Source organism: Micromonospora sp. NPDC004336, from assembly GCF_053602615.1.
Map to the genome: position 1 here is coordinate 1 of NZ_JBSGDY010000076.1, position 21,414 is coordinate 21,414.

General features: G+C 74.5%; 18 protein-coding genes. 9 read left to right on the forward strand and 9 right to left on the reverse strand.

What is annotated here, in order from left to right; all coding sequences use genetic code 11:
- Nucleotides 1-1,152 (reverse strand): glutamate--cysteine ligase (locus tag ACWENR_RS17280; protein WP_452277989.1); only part of this gene is annotated, 1,152 nt, incomplete at its 3' end.
- Nucleotides 1,153-1,336: 184 nt separating this feature from the next.
- On the opposite strand from ACWENR_RS17280, the gene ACWENR_RS17285 reads away from it, so the two are divergent.
- A complete protein-coding gene (locus tag ACWENR_RS17285) occupies nt 1,337-1,675 on the forward strand; it encodes a DUF3817 domain-containing protein (protein WP_452277990.1) in 339 nt (112 codons plus the stop codon).
- Between the two features lie 122 nt (nt 1,676-1,797).
- On the opposite strand, the gene ACWENR_RS17290 is transcribed toward ACWENR_RS17285, so the two are convergent.
- Both ACWENR_RS17290 and ACWENR_RS17295 read right to left on the reverse strand, forming a co-directional pair.
- The gene (locus ACWENR_RS17290) at nt 1,798-2,658 is read right to left on the reverse strand and encodes an alpha/beta fold hydrolase (RefSeq protein ID WP_452277991.1); all 861 of its coding nucleotides are present in this window, start codon (nt 2,656-2,658) and stop codon (nt 1,798-1,800) included.
- Between the two features lie 59 nt (nt 2,659-2,717).
- A complete protein-coding gene (locus ACWENR_RS17295; RefSeq protein WP_452278012.1) occupies nt 2,718-3,266 on the reverse strand; it encodes a hypothetical protein in 549 nt (182 codons plus the stop codon).
- A 143-nt stretch (nt 3,267-3,409) separates the two neighbouring features.
- On the opposite strand from ACWENR_RS17295, the gene ACWENR_RS17300 reads away from it, so the two are divergent.
- The 3 genes from ACWENR_RS17300 to ACWENR_RS17310 are packed head-to-tail and all read left to right on the forward strand — an operon-like array spanning nt 3,410 to nt 7,439.
- Nucleotides 3,410-4,534: a baeRF2 domain-containing protein gene (locus tag ACWENR_RS17300; protein WP_452277992.1), complete on the forward strand. Its 1,125-nt coding sequence runs from the start codon at nt 3,410-3,412 to the stop codon at nt 4,532-4,534.
- A complete protein-coding gene (locus tag ACWENR_RS17305; RefSeq protein ID WP_452277993.1) occupies nt 4,527-6,290 on the forward strand; it encodes a thiamine pyrophosphate-binding protein in 1,764 nt (587 codons plus the stop codon). Before ACWENR_RS17300 ends, ACWENR_RS17305 begins: the two co-directional genes overlap by 8 nt.
- A 51-nt stretch (nt 6,291-6,341) precedes the next feature.
- Entirely contained in the window at nt 6,342-7,439 is a 1,098-nt protein-coding gene (locus ACWENR_RS17310) for an iron-containing redox enzyme family protein (protein WP_452277994.1), read from the forward strand.
- Between the two features lie 223 nt (nt 7,440-7,662).
- On the opposite strand, the gene ACWENR_RS17315 is transcribed toward ACWENR_RS17310, so the two are convergent.
- Nucleotides 7,663-7,893, reverse strand: coding sequence for a CDGSH iron-sulfur domain-containing protein (locus ACWENR_RS17315; RefSeq protein ID WP_452277995.1), 231 nt, complete (start codon nt 7,891-7,893; stop codon nt 7,663-7,665).
- Between the two features lie 200 nt (nt 7,894-8,093).
- On the opposite strand from ACWENR_RS17315, the gene ACWENR_RS17320 reads away from it, so the two are divergent.
- Both ACWENR_RS17320 and ACWENR_RS17325 read left to right on the forward strand, forming a co-directional pair.
- Entirely contained in the window at nt 8,094-9,506 is a 1,413-nt protein-coding gene (locus tag ACWENR_RS17320; RefSeq protein ID WP_452278013.1) for a hypothetical protein, read from the forward strand.
- A gap of 228 nt (nt 9,507-9,734) precedes the next feature.
- Complete coding sequence (locus tag ACWENR_RS17325) at nt 9,735-10,874, forward strand: SigB/SigF/SigG family RNA polymerase sigma factor (protein WP_452277996.1); 1,140 nt, start codon at nt 9,735-9,737, stop codon at nt 10,872-10,874.
- Nucleotides 10,875-10,941: 67 nt separating this feature from the next.
- Here ACWENR_RS17325 and ctaD read toward each other — a convergent pair whose 3' ends face one another.
- The 5 genes from ctaD to ACWENR_RS17350 form a co-directional block, all read right to left on the reverse strand.
- Nucleotides 10,942-12,945 (reverse strand): aa3-type cytochrome oxidase subunit I, encoded by a 2,004-nt coding sequence (gene ctaD, locus ACWENR_RS17330; protein WP_452277997.1) that lies wholly within the window; start codon nt 12,943-12,945, stop codon nt 10,942-10,944.
- A 108-nt stretch (nt 12,946-13,053) separates the two neighbouring features.
- A complete protein-coding gene (locus tag ACWENR_RS17335; RefSeq protein WP_452277998.1) occupies nt 13,054-13,800 on the reverse strand; it encodes an ATP-binding protein in 747 nt (248 codons plus the stop codon).
- Nucleotides 13,801-13,888: 88 nt separating this feature from the next.
- Nucleotides 13,889-14,341: a DUF4383 domain-containing protein gene (locus tag ACWENR_RS17340; RefSeq protein ID WP_452278014.1), complete on the reverse strand. Its 453-nt coding sequence runs from the start codon at nt 14,339-14,341 to the stop codon at nt 13,889-13,891.
- Nucleotides 14,342-14,489: 148 nt separating this feature from the next.
- Nucleotides 14,490-15,647 carry a glycosyltransferase gene (locus ACWENR_RS17345; RefSeq protein ID WP_452277999.1) on the reverse strand — a complete coding sequence of 386 codons (1,158 nt, stop codon included), beginning with the start codon at nt 15,645-15,647 and terminating at the stop codon, nt 14,490-14,492.
- Between the two features lie 73 nt (nt 15,648-15,720).
- Complete coding sequence (locus ACWENR_RS17350; RefSeq protein ID WP_452278000.1) at nt 15,721-16,704, reverse strand: glucosyl-3-phosphoglycerate synthase; 984 nt, start codon at nt 16,702-16,704, stop codon at nt 15,721-15,723.
- A 224-nt stretch (nt 16,705-16,928) separates the two neighbouring features.
- On the opposite strand from ACWENR_RS17350, the gene ACWENR_RS17355 reads away from it, so the two are divergent.
- From ACWENR_RS17355 to secA2, 3 genes are all read left to right on the forward strand, one after another.
- Complete coding sequence (locus ACWENR_RS17355; RefSeq protein ID WP_452278015.1) at nt 16,929-17,936, forward strand: Gfo/Idh/MocA family protein; 1,008 nt, start codon at nt 16,929-16,931, stop codon at nt 17,934-17,936.
- On the forward strand, nt 17,929-19,017 hold the full coding sequence (locus ACWENR_RS17360) for a zinc-dependent alcohol dehydrogenase (RefSeq protein ID WP_452278001.1): 1,089 nt from the start codon (nt 17,929-17,931) through the stop codon (nt 19,015-19,017). Before ACWENR_RS17355 ends, ACWENR_RS17360 begins: the two co-directional genes overlap by 8 nt.
- Nucleotides 19,018-19,107: 90 nt before the next feature.
- A complete protein-coding gene (secA2, locus tag ACWENR_RS17365) occupies nt 19,108-21,399 on the forward strand; it encodes an accessory Sec system translocase SecA2 (protein ID WP_452278002.1) in 2,292 nt (763 codons plus the stop codon).
- Nucleotides 21,400-21,414: the final 15 nt, after the last annotated feature.

Below are 21,414 nucleotides of genomic sequence, written 5' to 3' on the forward strand. Positions count from 1 at the left end.
GCAACTGGTGAAGTTCTCCTCGGCGGCGCTGAACGACATCTGCGACCACAGCGGCCGGTCGGCCTCGGCCAGCGCCCGGACCAGGCCGAAGTAGAAGGCGCCGTTGGCGACGGTGTCGACCACGGTCGGCCCGGCCGGCAACACCCGGTTCTCCACCCGCAGGTGCGGCCGCCCCTTGAACACGTCGTAGACGGGTCGGTTCCACCGGTAGACGGTGCCGTTGTGCAGGCGCAGCTCGGCGAGCTTGGGCACCCCGCCGGCGGCCAGCGCCTCGGCCGGGTCCTCGGAGTCGCAGACCGGCAGCAGCGCCGGGAAATATCGGACGTTCTCCTCGAACAGGTCGAACACAGTGGTGATCCACCGTTCCCCGAACCAGACCCGGGGGCGTACGCCCTGCGCCTTGATCTCCTCGGAGCGCGTGTCGGTGGCCTGCTGGAACAGCGGAATGCGGGTCTCCCGCCAGAGTTCCCGGCCGAAGAACAGCGGGGCGTTGGCGCCGAGCGCCACCTGGATGCCGGCGATGGCCTGGGCGGCGTTCCAGTAGTCGGCGAACTGGGCGGGGCTGACCTGGAGGTGGAACTGGGTGCTGGTGCAGGCGGCCTCGGGGGTGATGGTGTCGGCGGTGACGGCGAGCCGCTCGATCCCGTTGATGGAGATCCGCAGGTCTTCGCCCCGGGCCGCGAAGATCTGCTCGTTGAGCAGTTCGTAGCGAGGGTTGGCGGAGAGCGTCGCCGCGGTCAGGTGCTCCGGGCGCAGCGTCGGCAGGATGCCGATCATCACCATGTGGGCGCCGATGGTGCGGGCCTTCTCCTCGGCGGCGTTCAGGCTGGCCCGCACGTGCTGCTCGAACTCGGCGGTGCCGGTGCCGGCGAGCCGTCGGGGCGCCACGTTGATCTCCACGTTGAACTGGCCCAGCTCGGTCTGGAAGTTCGGGTCGGCGATCGCGGCCAGCACGTCGGCGTTGCGCATCGCGGGCATCGAGTCGTCGTCGACCAGGTTGAGCTCGATCTCCAGCCCCGTCATCGGCCGGTCGACGTCGAACCGCGACTCGCGCAGCATCTCGGCGAAGACGTCCAGGCAGCGGCGTACCTTCTCGCGGTAGCGGGCCCGATCCTCACGGCTGAAGGTCCGCGCGCCGACTTCCTCGCCCATGGTCACCACCCTGTCACCGCTGGTACCCCTAACCTCGCACGTCGCATCGGGGCCGGGGAAGACCTGACGTTCTTTCTCTACCCAACCGCGCTCCCGGTGACGCCCGTCGCCGGCGGCACCGGCCCCGGCCCGGCACGCGGGAGCCACCGCTAGCATGGCCCGCGGTGAAAGGTGGGGTGTGCTGATGCGCGAGAAGGTGACCCGGCTGTTCGTGGTGGCGGCGATCGCGGAGGCGATCTCCTGGGCCGCCCTGCTGGCCGGCATGGCGGTGAAGTACGGCCCGCCCGCCAACGAGCTGGGCGTGCAGATCTTCGGACCGATCCACGGCGGGCTCTTCGTGGCGTACGGCGTGCTGGTGCTCGCGGTGGCCCGGCTGCGCCGGTGGAGCCTGCTGGCCACCGGGGTGGCCCTGGCCTGCGCCGTGCCGCCCTTCGCCACGCTCGCCTTCGAGCGTTGGGCGCGGCGGCGGGGCATGCTCGACGCCGCCCGCCGGCCCGCCCGCGAGGCCGCCCCGGTCGGCTGATCCGAAGGCGCCTGCTGGGCTCCGCCCCGGCGTGCGACCGGGCCCCGCAAGCGCCCGGTCTCGCCGGCGTGCGTCGGGCGCGCCACCCGGCCGCGTGCGTCGGGCCTTGGTGGCGCGCCCGGTCAGCCGGCCAGGAAGGCGGACAGCGCGGCGGCGAGCTGCTCCGGCGCCTCCTCGGCCATGTGGTGGCCCGACTCGATCGGCGCGGCCCGGACGTCGTCGGCCCAGTCGCGCCAGATCGCGGCGGGATCGCCGTAGAGGTCCACCATGTCGTCCCGGGTCGACCACAGGAAGAGCACCGGGCAGGTGATCCGGCGCCCGGCGGCACGGTCGGCGTCGTCGGCCGCCCGGTCCGGGCCGAGGCCCGCCCGGTAGTCCTCGCACATGGCGTGCACCGTCGCCGGATCGTGGATCGCCCGCCGGTAGTCGGCGTACGCCTCCTCGCCCATCGTGGCGGGCGAGCCGCCGTACCAGGCGTCGGGGTCGGCGTTGATCACCCGCTCGGCGGGCTTGGCGAGCTGGCCGAGGAAGAACCAGTGCCACCAGCGGGCGGCGAAGCGGGCGTCGGCGCGGGCCAGGGCCTCGCCGATCGGCACCCCGTCGAGCACCCCGAGGCGGCTGACCCGGTCGGGGTGGTCCAGCGCGGCGCGCATCGCCACGTAGCAGCCCCGGTCGTGCCCCACAACGGCCGCGCGGTCGTGGCCGAGCGCGTCGAGCAGCGCCACCACGTCGCCCGCCATGGCCCGCTTCGAGTACGGGGCGTGGTCGGGGGTGCTCGGCGGCTTCGACGAGCCGCCGTAGCCGCGCAGGTCCGGGCAGATGACCGTGTGCCGCTCGGCGAGCAGGGGCGCCACCCGGTGCCAGGTGGCGTGGGTGCGGGGATGCCCGTGCAGCAGCACCACCGGCGGTCCCGACCCGCCGTGGCGCACCCGCAGGCGTACGGGGCCGAGGTCGATCTCGTCGAGCGTGAATCCGGCGAACATGGCGCTGCCGTGCCCCGGCGCCCCGGGCGCGAAACGTGGGCCGGCGACCGGCGCGGAGATCAGGTGAGCGCGGTCCAGGCGAGCAGGGCGGCGACCAGCAGCGCGCCCAGCGTGGCCTGGAGCAGCAGCGGCGGGCCCAGGTGCGACCACAGGGTGGCGGTGCGCGGCGTGAGCAGCTGACCGGTCGTCAGGTTCACGATCCGTTCGATCTTCGGCGGCAGGTCGGGGTCGCCCTGCCGGCGCAGCGTGAGCTGCACGTGGTCGGCCGGGTGCAGGGCGCTCTGCGGCAGGTGACCGTGCAGCTCGACCTCGCAGAGTTGCCCGGCGGCGTCGCGCAGCCGCACCGGGGTGACCAGGAACTCCGGGCCCTTCTTCAGGTCCTTGAACCGACGCCGGGTGCCGCCGGACCCGGCGGAGAACAGCGAGCGGACCAGCGCCACCAGCAGCCCGGCCACGCCGGCCGCCGCGAGCACCGCCACCAGCACCGGCTGGCCGATCCGCACCTCGCGGGGATAGCCCTCCAGCAGACGGACGATCCGCCCGGTGACGATCCGCTCCGCGGGATGGACGATCCGCCTGACGTGGAGGTCGCTGTCCATGAACACCACCCAGAGTCCCGTTCCGTTCACTCATGGTATCGGCCGTCCGGGTTGAACGACGTGAATGAAACGCGATCACGCGCTCACGCCGGGCCAGGTGACAAGCCGAGCGGCGCGGGTAAGCGGGGGGCCGAGCTGGAAAGGGGTCGAGCATGCAGCTGTCCTTCCTGCGCCCGCTCTACGACCGACCGGGGCCGTGGGTCTCGGTGTACCTGGACGCCTCCGCGAACACCGAGGACGCCCACCCGGCCCTCGACCTGCGGTGGCGGGCCCTGCGTGACCAACTCCAACAGCAGCGCGCCGACGTGGCGACGATCGACGCGGTCGAACGGGTCGTCCGCGGGCACGACCCGATGCCGGGCGACTACGGCCTGGCGGTCTTCGGCGCCCGGGGGCGCGTGGTGCTGTCGGAGTACCTCTCCGCCCCGCCGCTGCGGGACCTGGCCGCGTACACCTCGCTGCCGCACGTGATGCCGCTGCTGGCGCAGCGCGGCGAGCAGGTGGCGTGGGTACGGGTCCTGGCCGACCGGACGGGCGCCGACGCCATGGCGATCAGCGCGGGTGGCGTGCCGCGCCGCGCCCACGTGACCGGCCGCGAGGACTTCCAGCTGCGCCGGGTGCAGCCCGGCGGCTGGTCCCAGTCCAAGTACCAGAAGGCCGCCATGGAGGCCTGGCACCACAACGCGGGCGACGTCACGGCGGCGACGGTCGAGCTGGCCGAGAAGGTCGGCGCGGACGTGGTGGTGGTCGCCGGGGACGTCCGGGCCACCGGCATGATCGCCGCGCAGATGCCGGAGCGCTGGCAGGACGTCATGGTGCGCACTGACGCCGGCTCCCGGGCCGGTGGCGCCGACCAGACCCTGCTCGACGACCTGACCGTGCAGACCATCGCCGAGGTGGCCGACCAGCGGGTGACCGCCGCGCTGGACCGGTTCGGGATGCAGGAGGACGTCGGCGCCGGGCTCGACGCCGTCGTCACCGCCCTGCAACGCAACCAGGTCGACACCATGCTCATCGTCGACGACCCGTCGGCGACCGGGGAGCTGTGGATCGGGCCCGAACCCACCGAGATCGCCACCGACCCCGGGCAGCTCGCCGCCATGTCCGTACGCGACCCGGAGCGGGTCCGGGCCGACGCCGCGCTGGTGCGCGCGCTGGTCGGCACCGACGCCGAGCTGACCGTGCTCGGCCCCGACGAGGCGCCGGAGCTGACCGACGGCGTCGGGGCGGTGCTGCGGTACGTCGACGCGGGCACGCCGGGGCGTGGCAATGCCTGAGCGGACGGTGGCCGACCTGGTGGTCGAGCGGCTGCGGGCCTGGCGGGTGCCGCGGGCGTTCGGCTATCCCGGCGAGGCCATCGCCCCGGTGATCGAGGCGCTGGACGCCTCGGGCGGGGACCCGGCGTTCGTCCCGGCCCGGCACGAGGAGACCGCCTCCTACATGGCCACCGGGCACGCCAAGTTCACCGGCGGGATCGGGGTCTGCCTGGCCACCCAGGGACCGAGCGCCGTGCAACTGCTCAACGGGCTCTACGACGCCAAGCTCGACAGCAAGCCGGTGGTGGCGATCGTCGGCGAGGACGTCTCCGGCCCGCTCGGCGGCGCCCACCAGGAGATCGGGCTGAGCCGGCTCTTCGGCGACGTGTGCAACCAGTTCGTCCGCTACGGCCGCACCCCCACCGGGGTCCCGGCCCTGCTCGACCAGGCGTTCCGCACCGCCGCGGCGACCCGCAGCCCGGTCTGCGTGGTGCTGCCGCGCCAGTTGCAGGAGGCGGCCGTGCCCGACCTGCAACCGCACGCGGCCGGCGTGTTCACGGCCACGCCGGGGGAGCCGCTGGCCCGGGTGCTGCCGCACGGGGCCGACCTGGAGGCCGCGGCCCAACTGCTCGCCAACGGTCAGCGCACCGCGATCCTCGTCGGCCAGGGCGGCCGGGGGGCGGCGGAGGAGATCGTCGCCCTCGCCGACCGGCTCGGCGCCGGCCTGGCCACCTCGCTGCTCGGCAAGCCGGTGCTCGACGAGCGGCTCTCCTTCCACACCGGCGTGCTCGGCGAGGTCGGCACCCCGGCCGCCGCCGAGCTGATGGGCGGCTGCGACACGCTGCTGCTGGTCGGCACGAACGACCCGTGGACGGACTACTTCCCGATGCCGGGGCAGGCCCGCACGGTGCAGATCGACATCGACGGGCGCCGGATCGGCACCCGGTACCCGGTGGACGTGCCGCTGGTGGGCGACGCCGCCGAGACGCTCCGGGCGCTGCTGGCCCTGGTGCCCGACCAGCCCAACGCCCGCTGGCGGGAGACCGTGGAGGGCTCGGTCGACAGGTGGCGCGCCGAGCGGGCCGACCGCGCCGCCGCCCCCGCCGAGCCGGTGAACCCGCAGCTCGTGCTCCAGGAACTCGCCACCCGCCTGCCGCAGCGAGGCGCCGTGGCGGTGGACGTCGGCTCGGTGCTGTACTGGTACGCCCGGCACCTGGAACTGCCGCCCGGCGTGAACGCGCAGCTCTGCGGCACGCTCGGCTCGATGGGCTGCGCCCTGCCGTACGCGGTGTCGGCCAAGCTCGCCGCGCCCGACGAGCCGGCGGTCGCCCTGCTCGGCGACGGCGCCATGCAGCTCAACGGGCTGGCCGAGCTGATCACCGTGGCGCACCACTGGCAGGAGTGGCACGATCCCCGGCTCGTGGTGCTGGTGCTCAACAACCGGGACCAGTCCGGCATGGGCGGGGGCCGCCGGCCGTCCGGCGACCCCATGCGCCGCCGCCCCGACGTGCCGTACGCCGGGTGGGCCCGCCTGCTCGGGCTGCACGGGGTGCGGGTCGACCGTCCGGAGCTGGTGGGGGCCGCCTGGGACGAGGCGCTCGCCGCCGACCGTCCCTGCGTGGTGGAGGCGGTGGTCGACCCGACCGTACGCCTCGCTCCTCCGCAGCCCGCGTTCGCGGACCTGCGCCGGGTCTTCGCCGAGGGCGACGCGGCGCGACGGGTCCGCGACCGGATGCTGGCCGCCGGGGTCGTCGCCGAGGCCGACGACCTCGTTTAGCCCGTCGCAGGGAGGGCACTGAGCACCGGCAGTCCGACGCTGGAGGTCATCTTGTCCGAGCCCACCGATCGCCGGTACGGTCCGGCGCGCCTGCCGGAGCCCCGCGGACCTGTCTCGGCGGCGCTGCTGGATGCGCTGCGGCGGGCGCCGCACGACCTTCCGGCCGGGCTCGGCGCCGGTCTCGACCCGGCCGACCCGCTCACCGACGAGGACCTCCAGCTCACCCTCTTCTGCTGCTACGAGCTGCACTACCGGGGCTGGCGGGGCGTCGACGACGACTGGGAGTGGCAGCCGTCCCTGCTCGCGCTGCGGGCGCGGGCCGAACGGGTCTTCGAGGCGGCGGTGCGAGCGCTGGTCGGGCCGCTGCCGGCGGTGCTGCCCGGCGGCGTGCCGGCGGCCCTGGCCGACGTGGTCGCCGCGGACGACGGGCCGTCGCTCGCCGGGCACCTGCAGCGGCGGGCGACGCTGGGGCAGTTCCGCGAGTTCGTCACCCACCGCTCGGTCTACCACCTGCGCGAGGCCGACCCGCACAGCTGGGCCCTGCCGCGCCTCGGCGGCCCGGCGAAGGCCGCCCTCGTCGAGATCCAGATGGACGAGTACGGCAACGGGCGGCTGGACCGGATGCATGCCGAGTTGTTCCGCGTCACCATGGACCGCCTGGGGCTGGACACCGGCTACGCCGCCCACCTGGACGCGGTGCCGGCGGTCACCCTGGCCACCAACAACCTGATGTCGCTGTTCGGGCTGCACCGGCGCTGGCGTGGGGCGCTGCTGGGGCACCTCGCCGCGTACGAGATGACCTCCTCCCTGCCCAACCGCCGCTACGGCAACGGGCTGCGCCGGCTCGGTCTCGACGAGGTGGCCACCCGCTTCTACGACGAGCACGTGGAGGCCGACGCGGTGCACGAGCAGATCGCCGCCCACGACCTGTGCGGCGGGCTCGTCCGGGTGGAGCCGGGGCTCGCCCCGGACGTGCTCTTCGGCGCCGCCGCCGCGCTGGCGGTGGACCGGCTCTTCGCCGCGCACCTGCTCGACGCGTGGGCCGCCGGCGGCAGCTCGCTGCGCCGCCCGGGAGCGGCTCCCCGGGTCACGCTGCGAAAGCGCCCGCCCGGCGGCACCGTCGCCGCGTCGGTCTCCGCCGTGGCCTGACGCCGCGGCGGCTCCACCCCGTCCGTGGCCGGAGTGTCGCGGCGGTCCGTGGCCTTACGCCGCGGCGGCCCCGCCCTCGTCCGTGGCCGGAGTATCGCGGCGGTCCCGCCTCCGTCGGTGGCCCGCCCTCGTCCGTGGCCTGACGCCGCGGCGCGGCTGGCCGGCCCGTCGGGCGTGCCGCCGCCCCGAGGGCGCCCGGTCGCCGGCGGGGACCCGGGGCGGGTCAGGACTCGCGGTCGGTGCCGGCGCGGAAGCCGATCGCCTTGTGCGTGCCGTCGCAGAACGGCTTGAGCGCGGACTTGCCGCAGCGGCACAGCGCGACCGTGCCCCGCCGCGCGTCGATGGTCTCGCCGTCCGGCGTGACCAGTGCGAAGTCGCCCCGGACGAGCAGCGGCCCGTCCTGGTAGGGGGTGATGGTGGCCGCCGCGGCGGGGCTGTCGTCGTCTGCGCGCATGGGCGCTCATGTGCCCGTCCCTCCGGTGCCGAAACCCCTGCTCAGGGCGGGCGGCCGAGCCGTCGCCCCGCGCGCGGCGGCAACCGCCCGGATCTTCTGATTACTCCCGCCCGGTGGGGGATGCCCCGTTTGAACCCCATCGGGACGGGAAGCCGGGCCGCGTGGTGAGCGAACGAGGCAAGGTGGGGCCGGTGCACAAGGTGCGCGAGGGGCTCACGGCCGACGGTGCCGGGCTGGCGGGCGACCGGGTGGTGGCCGCCGGCAGCGCGGCCCGGGTCCTGGTGGCCGCCACCGCGCGGGCGCTGCGCGGGACCGACTGCGCCGACCTGGGGCACCCGGGGCACCCGGGACCGCTGTCGCGGTTCACCGGCGCGCCCGAGCCGGTCCGGCGGGCGGCGGTGGTCCGGGCGGCCGGCCGCGTCGCGCTCACCCCCGGGCAGACGGCCGAGGTGGACGCCGAGCGGATCGCCCGCTGGTTCGCCGACCAGTACCCCCGGCGCCGCTACCCGGGAGTCCTGGTCGGCTCCCCGCACGGGGCCGCCGCGCACCTGGCGGCGGCGCTCGGCGTGCCCTGGCTGCCCGCCGGCTTCGAGATCAGCGTGCACTGGGCGCAGGGCGCGGTCGACCGGCCGCAGGCCGCCCTCGACCACGGGGCGGCGCTGACGGCCCGCCTGCTCGCCGGCAACCCCGACCTGCACGTACGTCAGGTGCACTGCCCCGCCAGCCGGGGCGCGCTGGCCGGCGCCACGGTCTCCCTCGCGGCCCGGTGGCGGTCGCTGCCGGCCGCGTACGCCCGGTTCCTGACCGACCTGCTGGAGCCGCGCGCGGCCGTGCTGCTGCTGCGCGACGCCCGCACCTGGCCGGTGCTGGACTCCGCGCCCGGCCACAGCTTCCAGGTCGGCTGCCCGGGCAGCGGGCTCGACCCGGTGGACTTCCACCCGGACAGCCACGCCCTGCGCCAGGTGCTCCGCTCGGCCGGTGGGGACGGCGCGTACTGGCAGCCGCCGGAGGTCACCTCGCCGCCCGGGCCGGCGGAACACGGCGTGGAGTCCGATTTCGAGACCGCGGTGGGGCAGTGGGCGGGGCGGCGCGGGCATCCGCTGCACCGGCTCCTCGTGCCCCGGCCGGACGCGCTCAGCGCCGCCACCGCGGACCTGTACCGGCGGTGGCTGCGCGCGGCCGGCAAGACCGGCAACCGGCTGGTGGTGGAGTGCGGCCGGCTGCTCGACCCGTGGCAGGTGATCCGGGCCGGGATGGTGCCGTACTGGTGCGAGAACGCCACCCGGCGCAGCGTGGAGGGGGTGGAGTGGTGGCTCGCCGGCAGCGAGCCGTTCAGCTCGGTCGACGTGCTGCCCGAGCCGCCCGGCCTGCGGTCGCCGGCGCTGGCCGGGCTGCCGCAGTGGCTGGCCGTCGCCGGCTTCGGCCGCCGCCGGCGGGCGCTGGACCGCACCTCGGCGCGGGGCTACCCGGTCACCTCGGTGCCCACCCGCCGGGCCACGGAGGTGCTGCGGGCCCAGCCGTACGACCTGCCGACGCCGCCGCCGATGACCGTCGCCGAGGCGCTGGCCGTACTGCGCGACGGCGGCTCCCACCAGGGGTTACTGGTCTGTTGAGCCAGCCCTGTCGAAACATCCTCGCGAACCCGGGGTCCCGTGATTGAGTACCTACGGAGCGGGAACACCGCTGGCTGCGACGGCCTGACCACGCCGTCCGGCGCGGCGTCGTCGCCCGCTGGCATCCCAGTCATGTGACCCACTTCCGGCCCGGTGCGTGGTGCGACCACGCGCGCGCACGACCGGTTTCCTGAATCCGGGCGGGGGACCTTCCTGAGGGAGGCGCGGATGTTCGGACAGAGCACCACAACCACACCACCTCCGACCGACCGGGGCCTGGAGGACCTGGACGCGGCCGCGCTGGCGTACGCGGCCCGGATCGAGGGCCTTCCGCCCGAACGACGCCAGGAGGCGCGCGACGACCTGGTCCGCTTCGCGCTGCCGTTCGCCGGCCGGCTCGCCCGCCGCTACCGGGGGCGGGGGGAGCCGCTGGAGGACCTGGAGCAGGTCGCCCGACTCGGCCTGGTCAACGCCGTCGACCGGTACGACCCCGAGCGGGGCTCGTTCACCGCGTACGCGGCGATCACCATCGTCGGCGAGATCAAGCGGCACTTCCGGGACCGCACCTGGGGCGTGCACGTGCCGCGCCGGCTGCGTGACCTGATCCTGGAGGTGGGGCAGGCGACGGCGGCGCTGACCAGCGAGCTGTCCCGGGCGCCGTCGGTGGCGGAGCTGGCGGAGCGGCTGGAGACGCCGGAGGAGGAGATCCTCGCCGCGCTGGAGTCGGCGGCGGGCTACAGCCCGGCCTCGCTCAACGCGCCGGTCGGCGGGGAGAGCTCCGCCGAGTTCGGCGACCTGGTCGGCGAGTCCGACAACGCGCTCGAATCCGTCGACGACCGGGTGACCGTCAGCGGGCTGCTGCACCGGCTGCCCTGGCGGGAGCGGCGGATCCTGGCCATGCGCTTCTACGGCAACCAGACCCAGGCGGAGATCGCCGCCCGGTTCGGCATCTCCCAGATGCACGTCTCGCGGCTGCTGTCCCGGGCGCTGACCTGGCTGCGCCAGGCGATGCTCGCCGACGCCCCGCCGCCGTGGCAGAACGGGGCGGCGGAGTCCGACGGCGCGAAGACCCGGATCTCGGTCAAGCAGAACGGCGACCGGGTGGTCGTCGAGGTCGGCGGCGAGGTCGACCGGGACGGCGCGGACCAGCTGCGCCGGGCCATGCTGGAGGCGGTGACCGGGCAGCCCGCCGAGGTGGTGGTGGACCTGGTCGGCGCGGGCGGCTTCGACGCCGGCGGCATCGCCGCGCTGATGGCGGGCCGCGAGGCTGCCGCCCGCACCGGCGTGCCGCTGCGGCTGACCCGGGTCCAGCCGGCGGTGCGCCGCTCGCTCACCGCGGCCGGTCTCGCGCAGGCCCGCGAGAGCTGACCCACCGACCACGTCGCGAAGGGCCGGCGCCCGCCTGGGGCGCCGGCCCTTCCGCGCGTACGGCCGCTCAGTGCTCCGGGGTGTCGCCGGGCCCGCGCGGGTGCCGCCAGCGGTCGTTCTCCTGCGGCTCACGCTGGGCGCCGAGCCGGGTCTCCTCCGGCTCGTCGGTCTGCTCGAATGCGGGCCGGCGCACGTCCTCCGGCTCCGGCACGTCCACCGGCCGGGCGCCCGACTGCGCCGCCGGCTGGTACGCGGCCGCCTCCGGCGCGCCGTGCGCCCCTTCCAGGGACGGGGACTCGGGCGCGCGCCGCTCGCGGTGCAACTCGTCGCGGAACTCCTGGGGCGGCTTGGTGGCGCGCTGGGGCAGGTCCCGGCCCAGGTCGGCGACCAGCGGGCCGTACTTGAGGTCGAACGCCGGCCGCTCGGAGCGGATGCGCGGCATCCGGTCGAAGTTGCGCAGCGGCGGCGGGCAGGTGGTGGCCCACTCCAGGGAGTTGCCGAAGCCCCAGGGGTCGTCGACCGTCACCAGCGCGCCGTAGCGCCACGACTTCCACGCGTTCCAGATGAAGAAGAGCGTGGAGGCGCCGAGCACGAAGGCGGAGATGGAGGAGAACGTGTTCAGCGCGGTGAAGCCGTCGGACGGCAGGTAGTCGGCGTACCGGCGGGGCATGCCCTCGTTGCCCAGCCAGTGCTGCACCAGGAAGGTGCCGTGGAAGCCGAGGAACATCGTCCAGAAGTGGGCCTTGCCGATGCGCTCGTCGAGCAGCCGCCCGGTCATCTTGGGCCACCAGAAGTAGAAGCCGCCGAAGAGGGCGAAGACCACCGTGCCGAAGAGCACGTAGTGGAAGTGCCCGACGACGAAGTAGGTGTCGTGGGTGTGCCAGTCCGCCGGCGGGCTGGCCAGCAGCACCCCGGTGAGGCCGCCGAAGAGGAAGGTGACCAGGAAGCCGATCGCGAAGAGCATCGGCGTCTCGAAGGTGATCTGCCCCTTCCACATGGTGCCGATCCAGTTGAAGAACTTCACCCCGGTGGGCACCGCGATCAGATAGCTCAGGATGCTGAAGAAGGGCAGCAGCACCTGGCCGGTGGCGAACATGTGGTGCGCCCACACGGTCATCGACAGCACCGTGATGGCGACGGTGGCCAGCACCAGACCGGTGTAGCCGAAGATCGGCTTGCGGGAGAAGACCGGGATGATCTCGGTGATGATGCCGAAGAACGGGATCGCGATGATGTAGACCTCGGGATGGCCGAAGAACCAGAACAGGTGCTGGTAGAGCATGGGCCCGTTGTTGTCCGGCGTGAAGACCTGCGCGTTGAGCAGCCGGTCCGCGGCCAGGGCCAGCAGCGCCGCGGCGAGCAGCGGGAAGACCAGGAGCACCAGCACGCTGGTGAACAGCATGTTCCAGGTGAAGATCGGCATCCGGAACATCGTCATGCCGGGCGCGCGCAGGGTCAGGATCGTGGTGATCAGGTTTACCGCGCCCAGGATGGTGCCCAGCCCGGAGACGACCAGGCCGATCACCCACATGTTCGCGCCGACGCCGGGGGAGTGCTCCTGGCTGCTCAGCGGCGTGTAGGCGGTCCAGCCGAAGTCGGCGGAGCCCTGCGGCGTGAGGAAGCCGCCGATCACCATCAGGCCGCCGAACAGGTAGAGCCAGTAGGCGAGGGCGTTGAGCCGGGGGAACGACACGTCGGGCGCGCCGATCTGGATGGGCACGATGTAGTTGGCGAACCCGAACGCCGCCGGGGTGGCGAACAGCAGCAGCATCACCGCGCCGTGCGACGTGAACAGCTGGTTGTACTGCTCGGGGGAGAGGATCTGCATGCCGGGCCGGGCCAGCTCGGCCCGGATCAGCATGGCCTCGACGCCGGCGACCAGGAAGAAGCCGAACGAGGTGAGCAGGTAGAGCAGGCCGATCTGCTTGTGGTCGGTGGTGGCCAGGAACCGCAGCAGGGTCCCGCCCGGGGTCGGCTTGCGCAGCGGCCCCGGAAAGCCGCCGAAACGTGCCGGTGCCAGGATCGCCGGTCCCCGGTCGCGTGGAGGTTCCGTGGTTACCCGCTTGGGCATGAGACTCTCACCCCGTCGTGACGACAGAAAGGGACGGGCGTGCCTGCCCGCCCCTCTGCCCATGTAACCAGGCGAGAGCGGCTATTCAGGCGAGAGCGGTAATTTCGGTCAATTGGCGGGCAGCGTCGCCCAGACGACCTTCCCGTCGCCGGCTGGCACGCTGCCCCAGCGCTGGGTCAGCTCCCGGACGAGCATCAGCCCCCGGCCACCCTCGGCCAGCAGGTCGGGGGAGCCGACCCGGGCCGAGCCCCGGCACCCGTCCACCACCGCCAGGTGCAGGTACGGCCGGCGCAGCGTGACGGTCACCTGCATCGGGGTCCCGGCGTGCCGGACCACGTTGCCGACCAGCTCGCTGAGCACCAGCGAGGCCGGGCCGACCGCCTGCGGCAGGTTCCACCGGGCGCACGCGTCGGCGACCAGCTCACGGGCCCGCCGGCAGGCCCCCGCCACCGGCTCGAGCCGGGCCCGCAGCCGGGGCGCCGCCACGGCGCTGGCCACCCGGGCCGCCTCCGCGCAGTCGGGACGCACCGGGACCACCCGGCACGCGGTCGACTCCGCCAGCCACCGCGCCGCCTCCGGTGGCGGGGCGCAGAGCACCACGGGCACCGCCGGCCAGCCGGCGGCCCGGCGGGCGGCGGCCGCGAAGACCGAGAGCGCGAGCCGGTCGTGCACGGTGACGTCGGTCAGGTCGACCACGAGCGCGTCGGGCTGGGCCGCCAGGCAGTCCTCCAGCACCGTGTGCACCGCGCGCATCGTGCCGAGGTCGAGGCCGCCGACAAGCCGTACGACGGTCACGGGCGACGCGTCGCGCACCTCGCAGGTGATCCGGCTCGACATGGCGCCCTCGCTTCGCATCGTCGGGGAGCCTGCGAACTACCCGGGCACGAGGGGCACCAAACAGGTCGGGCGGCCGACACGGCCGCCCGACCCCGTCAGGACCGGGTCACCGGCCGGCCCGCCCCCGCGTGGTCAGCAGGCCGAGCGCGATCATGCCGACGCCGAGGAACAGGTGCAGCCAGTTGTCGGCGTTGTTCACCGGGACGAAGTTGGCCCCGCTGTCGTGGTCGACCACCAGGCCGTAGAGCCAGAGCACCAGGTAGACGGCGCCGCCGCCGACCAGGAACGTCCGGGCGCCGGAGATCGTCCTGGCCAGCGCGAGCCCGACCACCCCGAAGAGCAGGTGGACGAAGTTGTGCAGCACCGAGACCTGGAAGAGGCCGAGCAGCTTGGCGCCCGACTCGTGCCCGGCGAACCGCAGGTCGCCGTAGTCGCTGGTGATGCCCGGCACGAAGCCGAGCACGCCGACGAGGAGGAAGACCACCGCCACGACGGTGGCGGCCCGCCGTACGGGCGCCTTGCCGTCGGCCGGGTTGCGCCGGGCGCGGGAGTGCGCCATGGGACCGGTCACCGCCGTCTCCTCACTGTGCGGGAACGCTGAGCGGTCCGCGCCTTCCCGCTCCCCGCCCCGCCAAACCCGCCCGCGCGGATTCCGCGCGCGAACGGGGCCGGTCCGCCGTGTCGGCGAACCGGCCCCGGAGCGCGGATCAGACCGGTTGCAGGCGCGGGGCGGAGGCGAGCCGGCGGACCCGCTCGTAGAGGTCGACGTACTTCTCGGCCATCACGGCGGGGGTGAAGCGGACGGCGGCCTCGCGCCGGCACTCGTCCGGGTCGAGCAGGCTCGCGGCCAGCAACAGGTCGGCCAGCTCCTCCTCGTCGTCGGTGAGCAGGCCGGTGCGGCCGTGCTCGATCAGCTCCGGCAGGCAGCCCCGCGCCGTCGCCACCACCGGGGTGCCCAGGGCCAGCGACTCGACCACCGCCGTGCCGCCCGGCTCCTCCCAGCGCAGCGGGAACAGCGAGGCCCGGGCGCCCGCCAGCAGGTCGTCGCGCTCCTGGCCGGCCACGGTGCCTACCCAGCGGACCAGGTCGCCGTCGACGTGCGGCGCCACCTCGTCGTAGAAGAACCGGACGTCCGGGTTCTGCCGGGCCTCGTCGCCGGCGGCGGCCAGGTCCTCCGGCCGGTGGTACGGGCCGACCGGGCCGGCGAGCACCAGCGGCACGCCCACCCGGCGGGCCAGCCGGGCTCCCACGTCCTGCCCCTTGCCCGGGTTGATCCGGCCCAGGATGATCAGGTAGTCGCCCTTCTCGGCCCGGGGTCGCCGGTCGGCGTCGACGGCGAGCGGGGTGGACAGGTGCACGTGCCCCACGGAGTGCTCCCGCAGCGCCCGGGGCGCGCGGGCCAGCTGCGAGGCCGACACCCCGTTGACCCGCACCCGGTCGCCGCCGTCGAGGTTGCCGTAGAGCGCCGGGTGCTTGGCCAGGTCCCAGTGCAGGGTGTGCAGCGCCGGCGGGGCGTCCGGGCCCATCGCGGCGAGCGTCGCCAGGCCGACCGCCTCCACGTGGTCGTGCACCAGGTCGATGTCGTCGCGGGAGTGCAGCGCGCGCACCACCCCGTTCAGGTGCGCCTGGGAGATGCCGCAGACCTGGTTGTACGGCCGTTGCAGGGCGTGGAACTGGCCGTCGGGGAAGACGGAGATCTTCTCGTCGACGGGGAGGGTGCTGCTGTCGACCGACGCGAGCACCACGCGCACGCCGAGGCGGCGCAGCTCCGGCACCAGCGTCGCGATCACGTTCTCGATCCCGCCGTAGCCGGGGGGCGGCACGGACAGCCACGGACCGGCGTTCATCAGGACGGTGAGGCTCATGCGGGATTCCTTCCCTCGGCGGGGCCCTGGGCCGTCCGCGACCTGTCGACTGCGTGGGGATGCGGCCGGACGCTCACGCCGCGGCCACCCGGCGGCGGGGGATCCGGTGCCGCAGCTCGGCCAGGGGCGGCCGCTCCTCGACGGAGACGTCGCTGACGACGATCTCCCGTTCCAGGTTGGGCAGCGCGTCGGAGCCGCCGCGCCGGAACTGGGTCAGCAGGGCGGCGGGCATCGCGCCCGGCGCCGCCCAGCCGCGCCGCTGCAACCGCGACCACGCGGTGAGCATGATCTGGGCCGACATCCGGCCCAGCGCGGCGGTGTCCTGATGGCGGTGCTTGCGCTCGCCCAGGTCCACCTGGGCCAGCGCGTCCAGCCCGACCAGGTCGAGCAGGTCGATCAGCATCGCCGTCTCCACGCCGTAGCCGGAGACGAACGGCACCCGCTCCAGCACCTCCCGGCGGCCGGCGTACTCACCGGCGAGCGGCTGCACGAAGCCGGCCAGCTCCGGCCAGAACAGGTTCAGCATCGGCCGGGCCATCAGCTCCGTCACCCGGCCGCCGCCGTCCGCCTCCACGCTTGTCGTTCCCACCAGCGGGCGGTGGTAGAAGCCCTTGACGAAGTCGACCGACGGATCGGTCAGCAGCGGGCCGAGCAGCCCGGTGACGAAGTGCGGCCGGAACTCCCGCAGGTCGGCGTCGACGAACGCGACCACGTCGCCCTCGGCCGCGGCCAGCCCGGCCCAGAGCGCGTCGCCCTTGCCGGTCAGCCGGGGCAGGCCCCGGGTCATCGCGTCCTGGCTGACCACCTCCGCGCCGGCGGCCCGGGCCACCTGCGCGGTGCGGTCGGTGGACCGGGAGTCCACCACGATCAGCTCGTCCACGAGGGCGACCCGGTCCATCAGGTGCTCCCGGATCGTCGACACGATCGCGCCGACCGTCGCCTCCTCGTTGTGGGCCGGCAGCACCACGCTGACCCGGCTGTCTCCCTTGGCGCGCACGAGCCGCCGCGCCGGCCAGTCGGCTGCGGACGTGGTCCGGTAGGTGGCCCACGCCTCCACTACCGGTGAAACCGTCGCTTCCGAGTTCCGCACAGGCACCCCCTGATCGTGGCGGAAAAACCTTCCCTGGTTTTCCCACTGCCGCGCTCGCGCTAACCGCACCATGCCTAACAGCTTGATCACGAGGATGACGCGGCCGGGTTCCCCACCGGTGAACGTTTCGTTGCGACCGCGCGGGGGGAGTGCAGTCGACGAAACGTGAAACCGTGGCGGAAGGGCTTTACATGCGCACGTGCCGGGTTGGACTGGTAGGGGCCGGCGGGGTGGCGCAGCGCCACGCCCGGGTGTTGGGCGGCTTCGCCGACGTGGAGCTGCTCGGGGTGACCGACGTGGTGCCCGAGGCGGCCGCGGAGCTGGCCGGCGCGCACGGCGCCCGCACGTTCGGCGACGTCGAGGAACTGCTGGCCGCGGGGCCGGACGCGGTGTACGTCTGCGTGCCGCCGTTCGCGCACGGCCCCGCCGAGGAGGCGGTCGTCGCGGCCGGGGTGCCGATGTTCGTGGAGAAGCCGGTCGCGGTCGACCTGGCCACCGCCGAACGCCTCGCCGACCTCGTCGCCCGGCGGGGGCTGCTCACCGGCGTCGGGCACCACTGGCGGTACCTGCCGGTGGTGCAGCGGGCGCGGGAGCTGCTCGCCGACCGTCCGGTGCGGATGGTCAGCGGCGCCTGGTGGGACAAGGTGCCGCCGGTCGCCTGGTGGTCCAGGCGGGACCGTTCCGGCGGCCCGGTGGTCGAGCAGGCGGCCCACGTGCTGGACCTGGTCCGCGCGCTGGTCGGCGAGGCGACGGAGGTCACCGCGTACGGCAACGGCACCCCGCCGCCCGTCGACGGCGCCGACATCGACTCCGTGACCACCGCGGCGCTGCGGTTCGCCGGCGGCGCGGTCGGCACGCTGACCGCCGCCTGCGTGCTCGGCTGGAAGCACCGCGCCGGGCTGGAGATCCTCGCCGACGGGCTGGCCCTGTCGCTGACCGAGGACGGCCTGGTGGTTTGCGACGCCGACGGCGAGCGCCGCTACGACGCCGACCCCGACGCCGCCCGGGTGGCCGTCGACCGGGCCTTCGTCGACGCGGTCCGCGGGATCGGCGACGACGTGCGCGTCCCGTACGCCGAGGCGCTCGGCACGCAGCGGCTCGCCGTCGCCGTCGCCGACTCCGCCCGCACCGGCCGGACCGTACGCCTGGACGTCCCGGCCGCCGCGCCGCTCGCCACGGGGGTGACCGTCGATGCGTGACAAGGTCGTGGTGGTCGCCGGGCCGGGCCGGGTGGAGCTGGTCGAGCGGGACGCCGCCGAGCTGACCGACGGCACCTTCCGAGTGGAGACGCTGTTCAGCGGCGTCTCGGCGGGCACCGAGCTGAGCTACGTCAAGGGCACCAACCCCTACCTGCACGTCACCTGGAACGCCGACCTCGGCCTGTTCCAGCCGGGCGGGGCGAGCACCCCGTACCCGGTCGAACGGCTCGGCTACATGCAGGTCGGCCGGGTGGTGGAGAGCCGCACGCCGGCGGTCCCCGTGGGCGCCGTCGGCGCCATGACCTACGGCCACCGCACCGGCTGGGTCGCCGACCCGGTCGCCGAGCGGTTCGTGCCGCTGCCCGACGACCTCGACCCGCTGCTCGGCGTCTACGTCGCGCACATGGGGCCGATCTGCGCCAACGGGCTGCTGCACGCCGCCGCCGACCTGTGCGGCACCGACGTGCGGTCCCTCGGCGACGGCGTCCGGGGCCGCCGGGTGGCGGTGGTCGGCAGCGGAGTCGTCGCCCTGCTCACCGCGCTGCTGGCCAAGCGACACGGGGCCGCCTCGGTGGTGGTGCTCGACCCGACCCCGCAGCGCCGCGCCGTCGCCGAGGCGCTCGGCCTGGAGACCCTCGACCCGGAGGCCGACGATCCGGCGGTGGTGCTCAAGACCCGCTGGGCGCACGGCCCCGGCGACCGGGGCGCCGACGTGGTGTTCCAGTGCCGGGGGCAGGCCTGGGCGCTGCAACTCGCGCTGCGCCTGCTGCGCCCCCAGGGCACCGTCGTCGACCTGGCCTTCTACCAGGCCGGCGCGGACGCCGTCCGGTTCGGCGAGGAGTTCCACCACAACGGGCTGTCGCTGCGCTGCGCCCAGATCGGCCGGGTGCCGCGCGGGCTCGCCCCCACCTGGGACCGCGAGCGCCTCTCCGCCGAGACGATCGACCTGCTGCGGGCGTACGGCGACGCGGTCCGCAAGCATCTGGTGTCGGCGGTGGTGCCGTTCGAGGAGGCGCCGACGCTGCTGACCGACCTGGCCGAGCGGCGCCGGCAGGAGCTGCAGGTGGTGCTGGCCTTCTGACCGTGCCCGGCGGCCCGTCCGGGACGCGCCGCGTGGCGGCGCGCCGGGCGGGCCGCCGTCACGCGGCCCGGTCGCGTACCGTTGCCGCTCATGGGTGTGTCGCAACGCTTGAAGAGCAGGTTCCGCCGGTTCCTCCAGCGCCCGGGGACGACGGTCGACCTGGGGCCGCTGGAGAAGCTGCTGCCCGCCGTCGAGGCGCGCGAGGAGAAGCTGTCGGCGCTCGACGACGCCGAGCTGACCGAGGCCGCCGGCAAGGCCACGGGCTACGAGGAGATCTGCGCGATCGGCCGGGAGGCCGCCCGGCGCGGCCTCGACCAGCGGCCGTACGACGTGCAGCTGCTCGGCGCCATGGCCCTGCTCTCCGGCAAGGTCGCCGAGATGGCCACCGGTGAGGGCAAGACGCTCACCGCCACCATCGCCGCGTACGGGCACGTCCGGCTGGGCAACGGGCCGGTGCACGTGCTCACCGTCAACGACTACCTGGCCCGCCGCGACGCCCAGTGGATGGAGCCCGTCTACACCCTGCTCGGCCTGACCGTCGGCTGGGTCAACGAGGCCTCCACCCCGCAGGAGCGGCGCGACGCGTACGCCTGCGACGTCACCTACGTCTCGGTCAGCGAGGCCGGCTTCGACTACCTGCGCGACCAGCTCGTGACCGACATCGCCGACCGGGTCCAGCCGCCGCTGCGCACGGCGATCGTGGACGAGGCCGACTCGATCCTCATCGACGAGGCCCGGGTGCCGATGGTCCTCGCCGGCGCGGTCTCCAGCGAGCAGGATCCGGTGCACGCGGCCGCCGCCCTGGTGCGCGGGCTGCGCAAGGGCAAGCACTACACGGTGGCGGAGGACGGCCGCAGCGTGGCCTTCACCGCCGCCGGCCTCGCGGCCGTCGAGGCCAGGCTCGGCATCGACCTGTACGACGAGGAGCACGTCGCGCAGCTCTCGGCGGTGAACGTGGCGCTGCACGCCCACGCCCTGCTGCACCGCGACGTCGACTACATCGTGCGGGACGGCACCGTCGAGCTGATCGACGAGATGCGCGGCCGGGTGGCGCAGCGTCGCCGCTGGCCCGACGGGCTCCAGGCGGCGGTGGAGGCCAAGGAGGGCCTGGACGCCACGGCCGAGGGCGAGGTGCTCGGCACCATCGCCGTGCAGGCGTACATCGCGCTCTATCCGACGGTGTGCGGCATGACGGCGACCGCGGTGCTGGTCGGCGACCAGCTCCGGGAGTTCTTCGGCCTCGAGGTGGCGGTGATCCCGCCGAACACGCCGTGCGTCCGCGAGGACGAGCCGGACCGGATCTACGCGACCCGGGCGGAGAAGGAGGAGGCGCTGATCGACGAGATCACGCGCTGCCACTCCGCCGGGCGGCCGGTGCTGGTCGGCACGCTGGACGTGAAGGAGTCCGAGGGGCTGGCCGCTGGCCTGAACGCCGCCGGGGTGCCCTGCGTGGTGCTCAACGCCAAGAACGACGACGAGGAGGCGGCGATCATCGCCGAGGCCGGCGCCCACGGCGCGGTGACCGTCTCCACGCAGATGGCCGGCCGGGGCGTCGACATCCGGCTCGGCGGCAGCGACCAGGCCGACCGGGAGCGGGTCGCCGAGCTGGGCGGGCTCTACGTCATCGGCAGCGGCCGGCACGACAGCCGGCGCGTCGACGACCAGCTGCGCGGCCGCGCGGGTCGGCAGGGCGACCCGGGCGGCTCGGTCTTCTTCGTCAGCCTGGAGGACGACCTCGTGGTGCGGCACGCCGGCGACGCCGTCCCGCCCTCGCCCCGGATGAACGCCGACGGGCTGGTCACCGACGAGCAGGTGGACTACGCCGTCGAGCACGCCCAGCGGGTCGCCGAGGGCGTCAACCACGAGATCCACCGCAACACCTGGCGCTACAGCGTGGTCATCGAGCAGCAGCGCAAGGCCCTCGCCGAGCGCCGCGAGCGGCTGCTGACCACCGACGTGGCGGCGCTGATGCTGCTGGACAAGGTGCCGGAGAAGGCTGGGGAGATGGACGAGGACCTGCTCGCGCGGGTCGCCCGGTCGATCGCGCTCTACCACCTCGACCGGCTCTGGGCCGACCACCTCGCCGAGCTGTCCGAGGTGCGCGAGGGCGTGCACCTGCGCGCGCTCGGCCGGCTCGACCCGCTCGACGAGTTCCACCGGGCCGCGGTGCCGGCGTTCAACGACCTGATCCCGGAGATCGAGAAGCGGACCATCGCGACCTTCGAGGAGACCGAGTTCGGCGAGGACTGGGAGCCGGACGAGGCGAAGCTGGTCCGGCCGAGCGCCACCTGGACCTACCTGGTGCACGACAACCCGTTCGGCTCCGAGCTGGACCGGTTGATCGCCTCCGTGGGTCGACGGCTCAGCGCGGGCTCCCGCTGACGCGTCGGGGCCCCT

What these genes read in the sequence shown, in the direction of transcription:
- ACWENR_RS17305 (WP_452277993.1), top strand. Translation starts at nt 4,527, where the DNA reads ATGCCTGAGCGGACGGTGGCCGACCTGGTGGTCGAGCGGCTGCGGGCC.
- ACWENR_RS17300 (WP_452277992.1), top strand. Translation starts at nt 3,410, where the DNA reads ATGCAGCTGTCCTTCCTGCGCCCGCTCTACGACCGACCGGGGCCGTGG.
- ACWENR_RS17315 (WP_452277995.1), bottom strand. Translation starts at nt 7,893, where the DNA reads ATGCGCGCAGACGACGACAGCCCCGCCGCGGCGGCCACCATCACCCCC.
- ACWENR_RS17290 (WP_452277991.1), bottom strand. Translation starts at nt 2,658, where the DNA reads ATGTTCGCCGGATTCACGCTCGACGAGATCGACCTCGGCCCCGTACGC.
- ACWENR_RS17285 (WP_452277990.1), top strand. Translation starts at nt 1,337, where the DNA reads ATGCGCGAGAAGGTGACCCGGCTGTTCGTGGTGGCGGCGATCGCGGAG.
- ACWENR_RS17325 (WP_452277996.1), top strand. Translation starts at nt 9,735, where the DNA reads ATGTTCGGACAGAGCACCACAACCACACCACCTCCGACCGACCGGGGC.
- ACWENR_RS17355 (WP_452278015.1), top strand. Translation starts at nt 16,929, where the DNA reads ATGCGCACGTGCCGGGTTGGACTGGTAGGGGCCGGCGGGGTGGCGCAG.
- secA2 (WP_452278002.1), top strand. Translation starts at nt 19,108, where the DNA reads ATGGGTGTGTCGCAACGCTTGAAGAGCAGGTTCCGCCGGTTCCTCCAG.
- ctaD (WP_452277997.1), bottom strand. Translation starts at nt 12,945, where the DNA reads ATGCCCAAGCGGGTAACCACGGAACCTCCACGCGACCGGGGACCGGCG.
- ACWENR_RS17360 (WP_452278001.1), top strand. Translation starts at nt 17,929, where the DNA reads ATGCGTGACAAGGTCGTGGTGGTCGCCGGGCCGGGCCGGGTGGAGCTG.
- ACWENR_RS17340 (WP_452278014.1), bottom strand. Translation starts at nt 14,341, where the DNA reads ATGGCGCACTCCCGCGCCCGGCGCAACCCGGCCGACGGCAAGGCGCCC.
- ACWENR_RS17345 (WP_452277999.1), bottom strand. Translation starts at nt 15,647, where the DNA reads ATGAGCCTCACCGTCCTGATGAACGCCGGTCCGTGGCTGTCCGTGCCG.
- ACWENR_RS17335 (WP_452277998.1), bottom strand. Translation starts at nt 13,800, where the DNA reads ATGCGAAGCGAGGGCGCCATGTCGAGCCGGATCACCTGCGAGGTGCGC.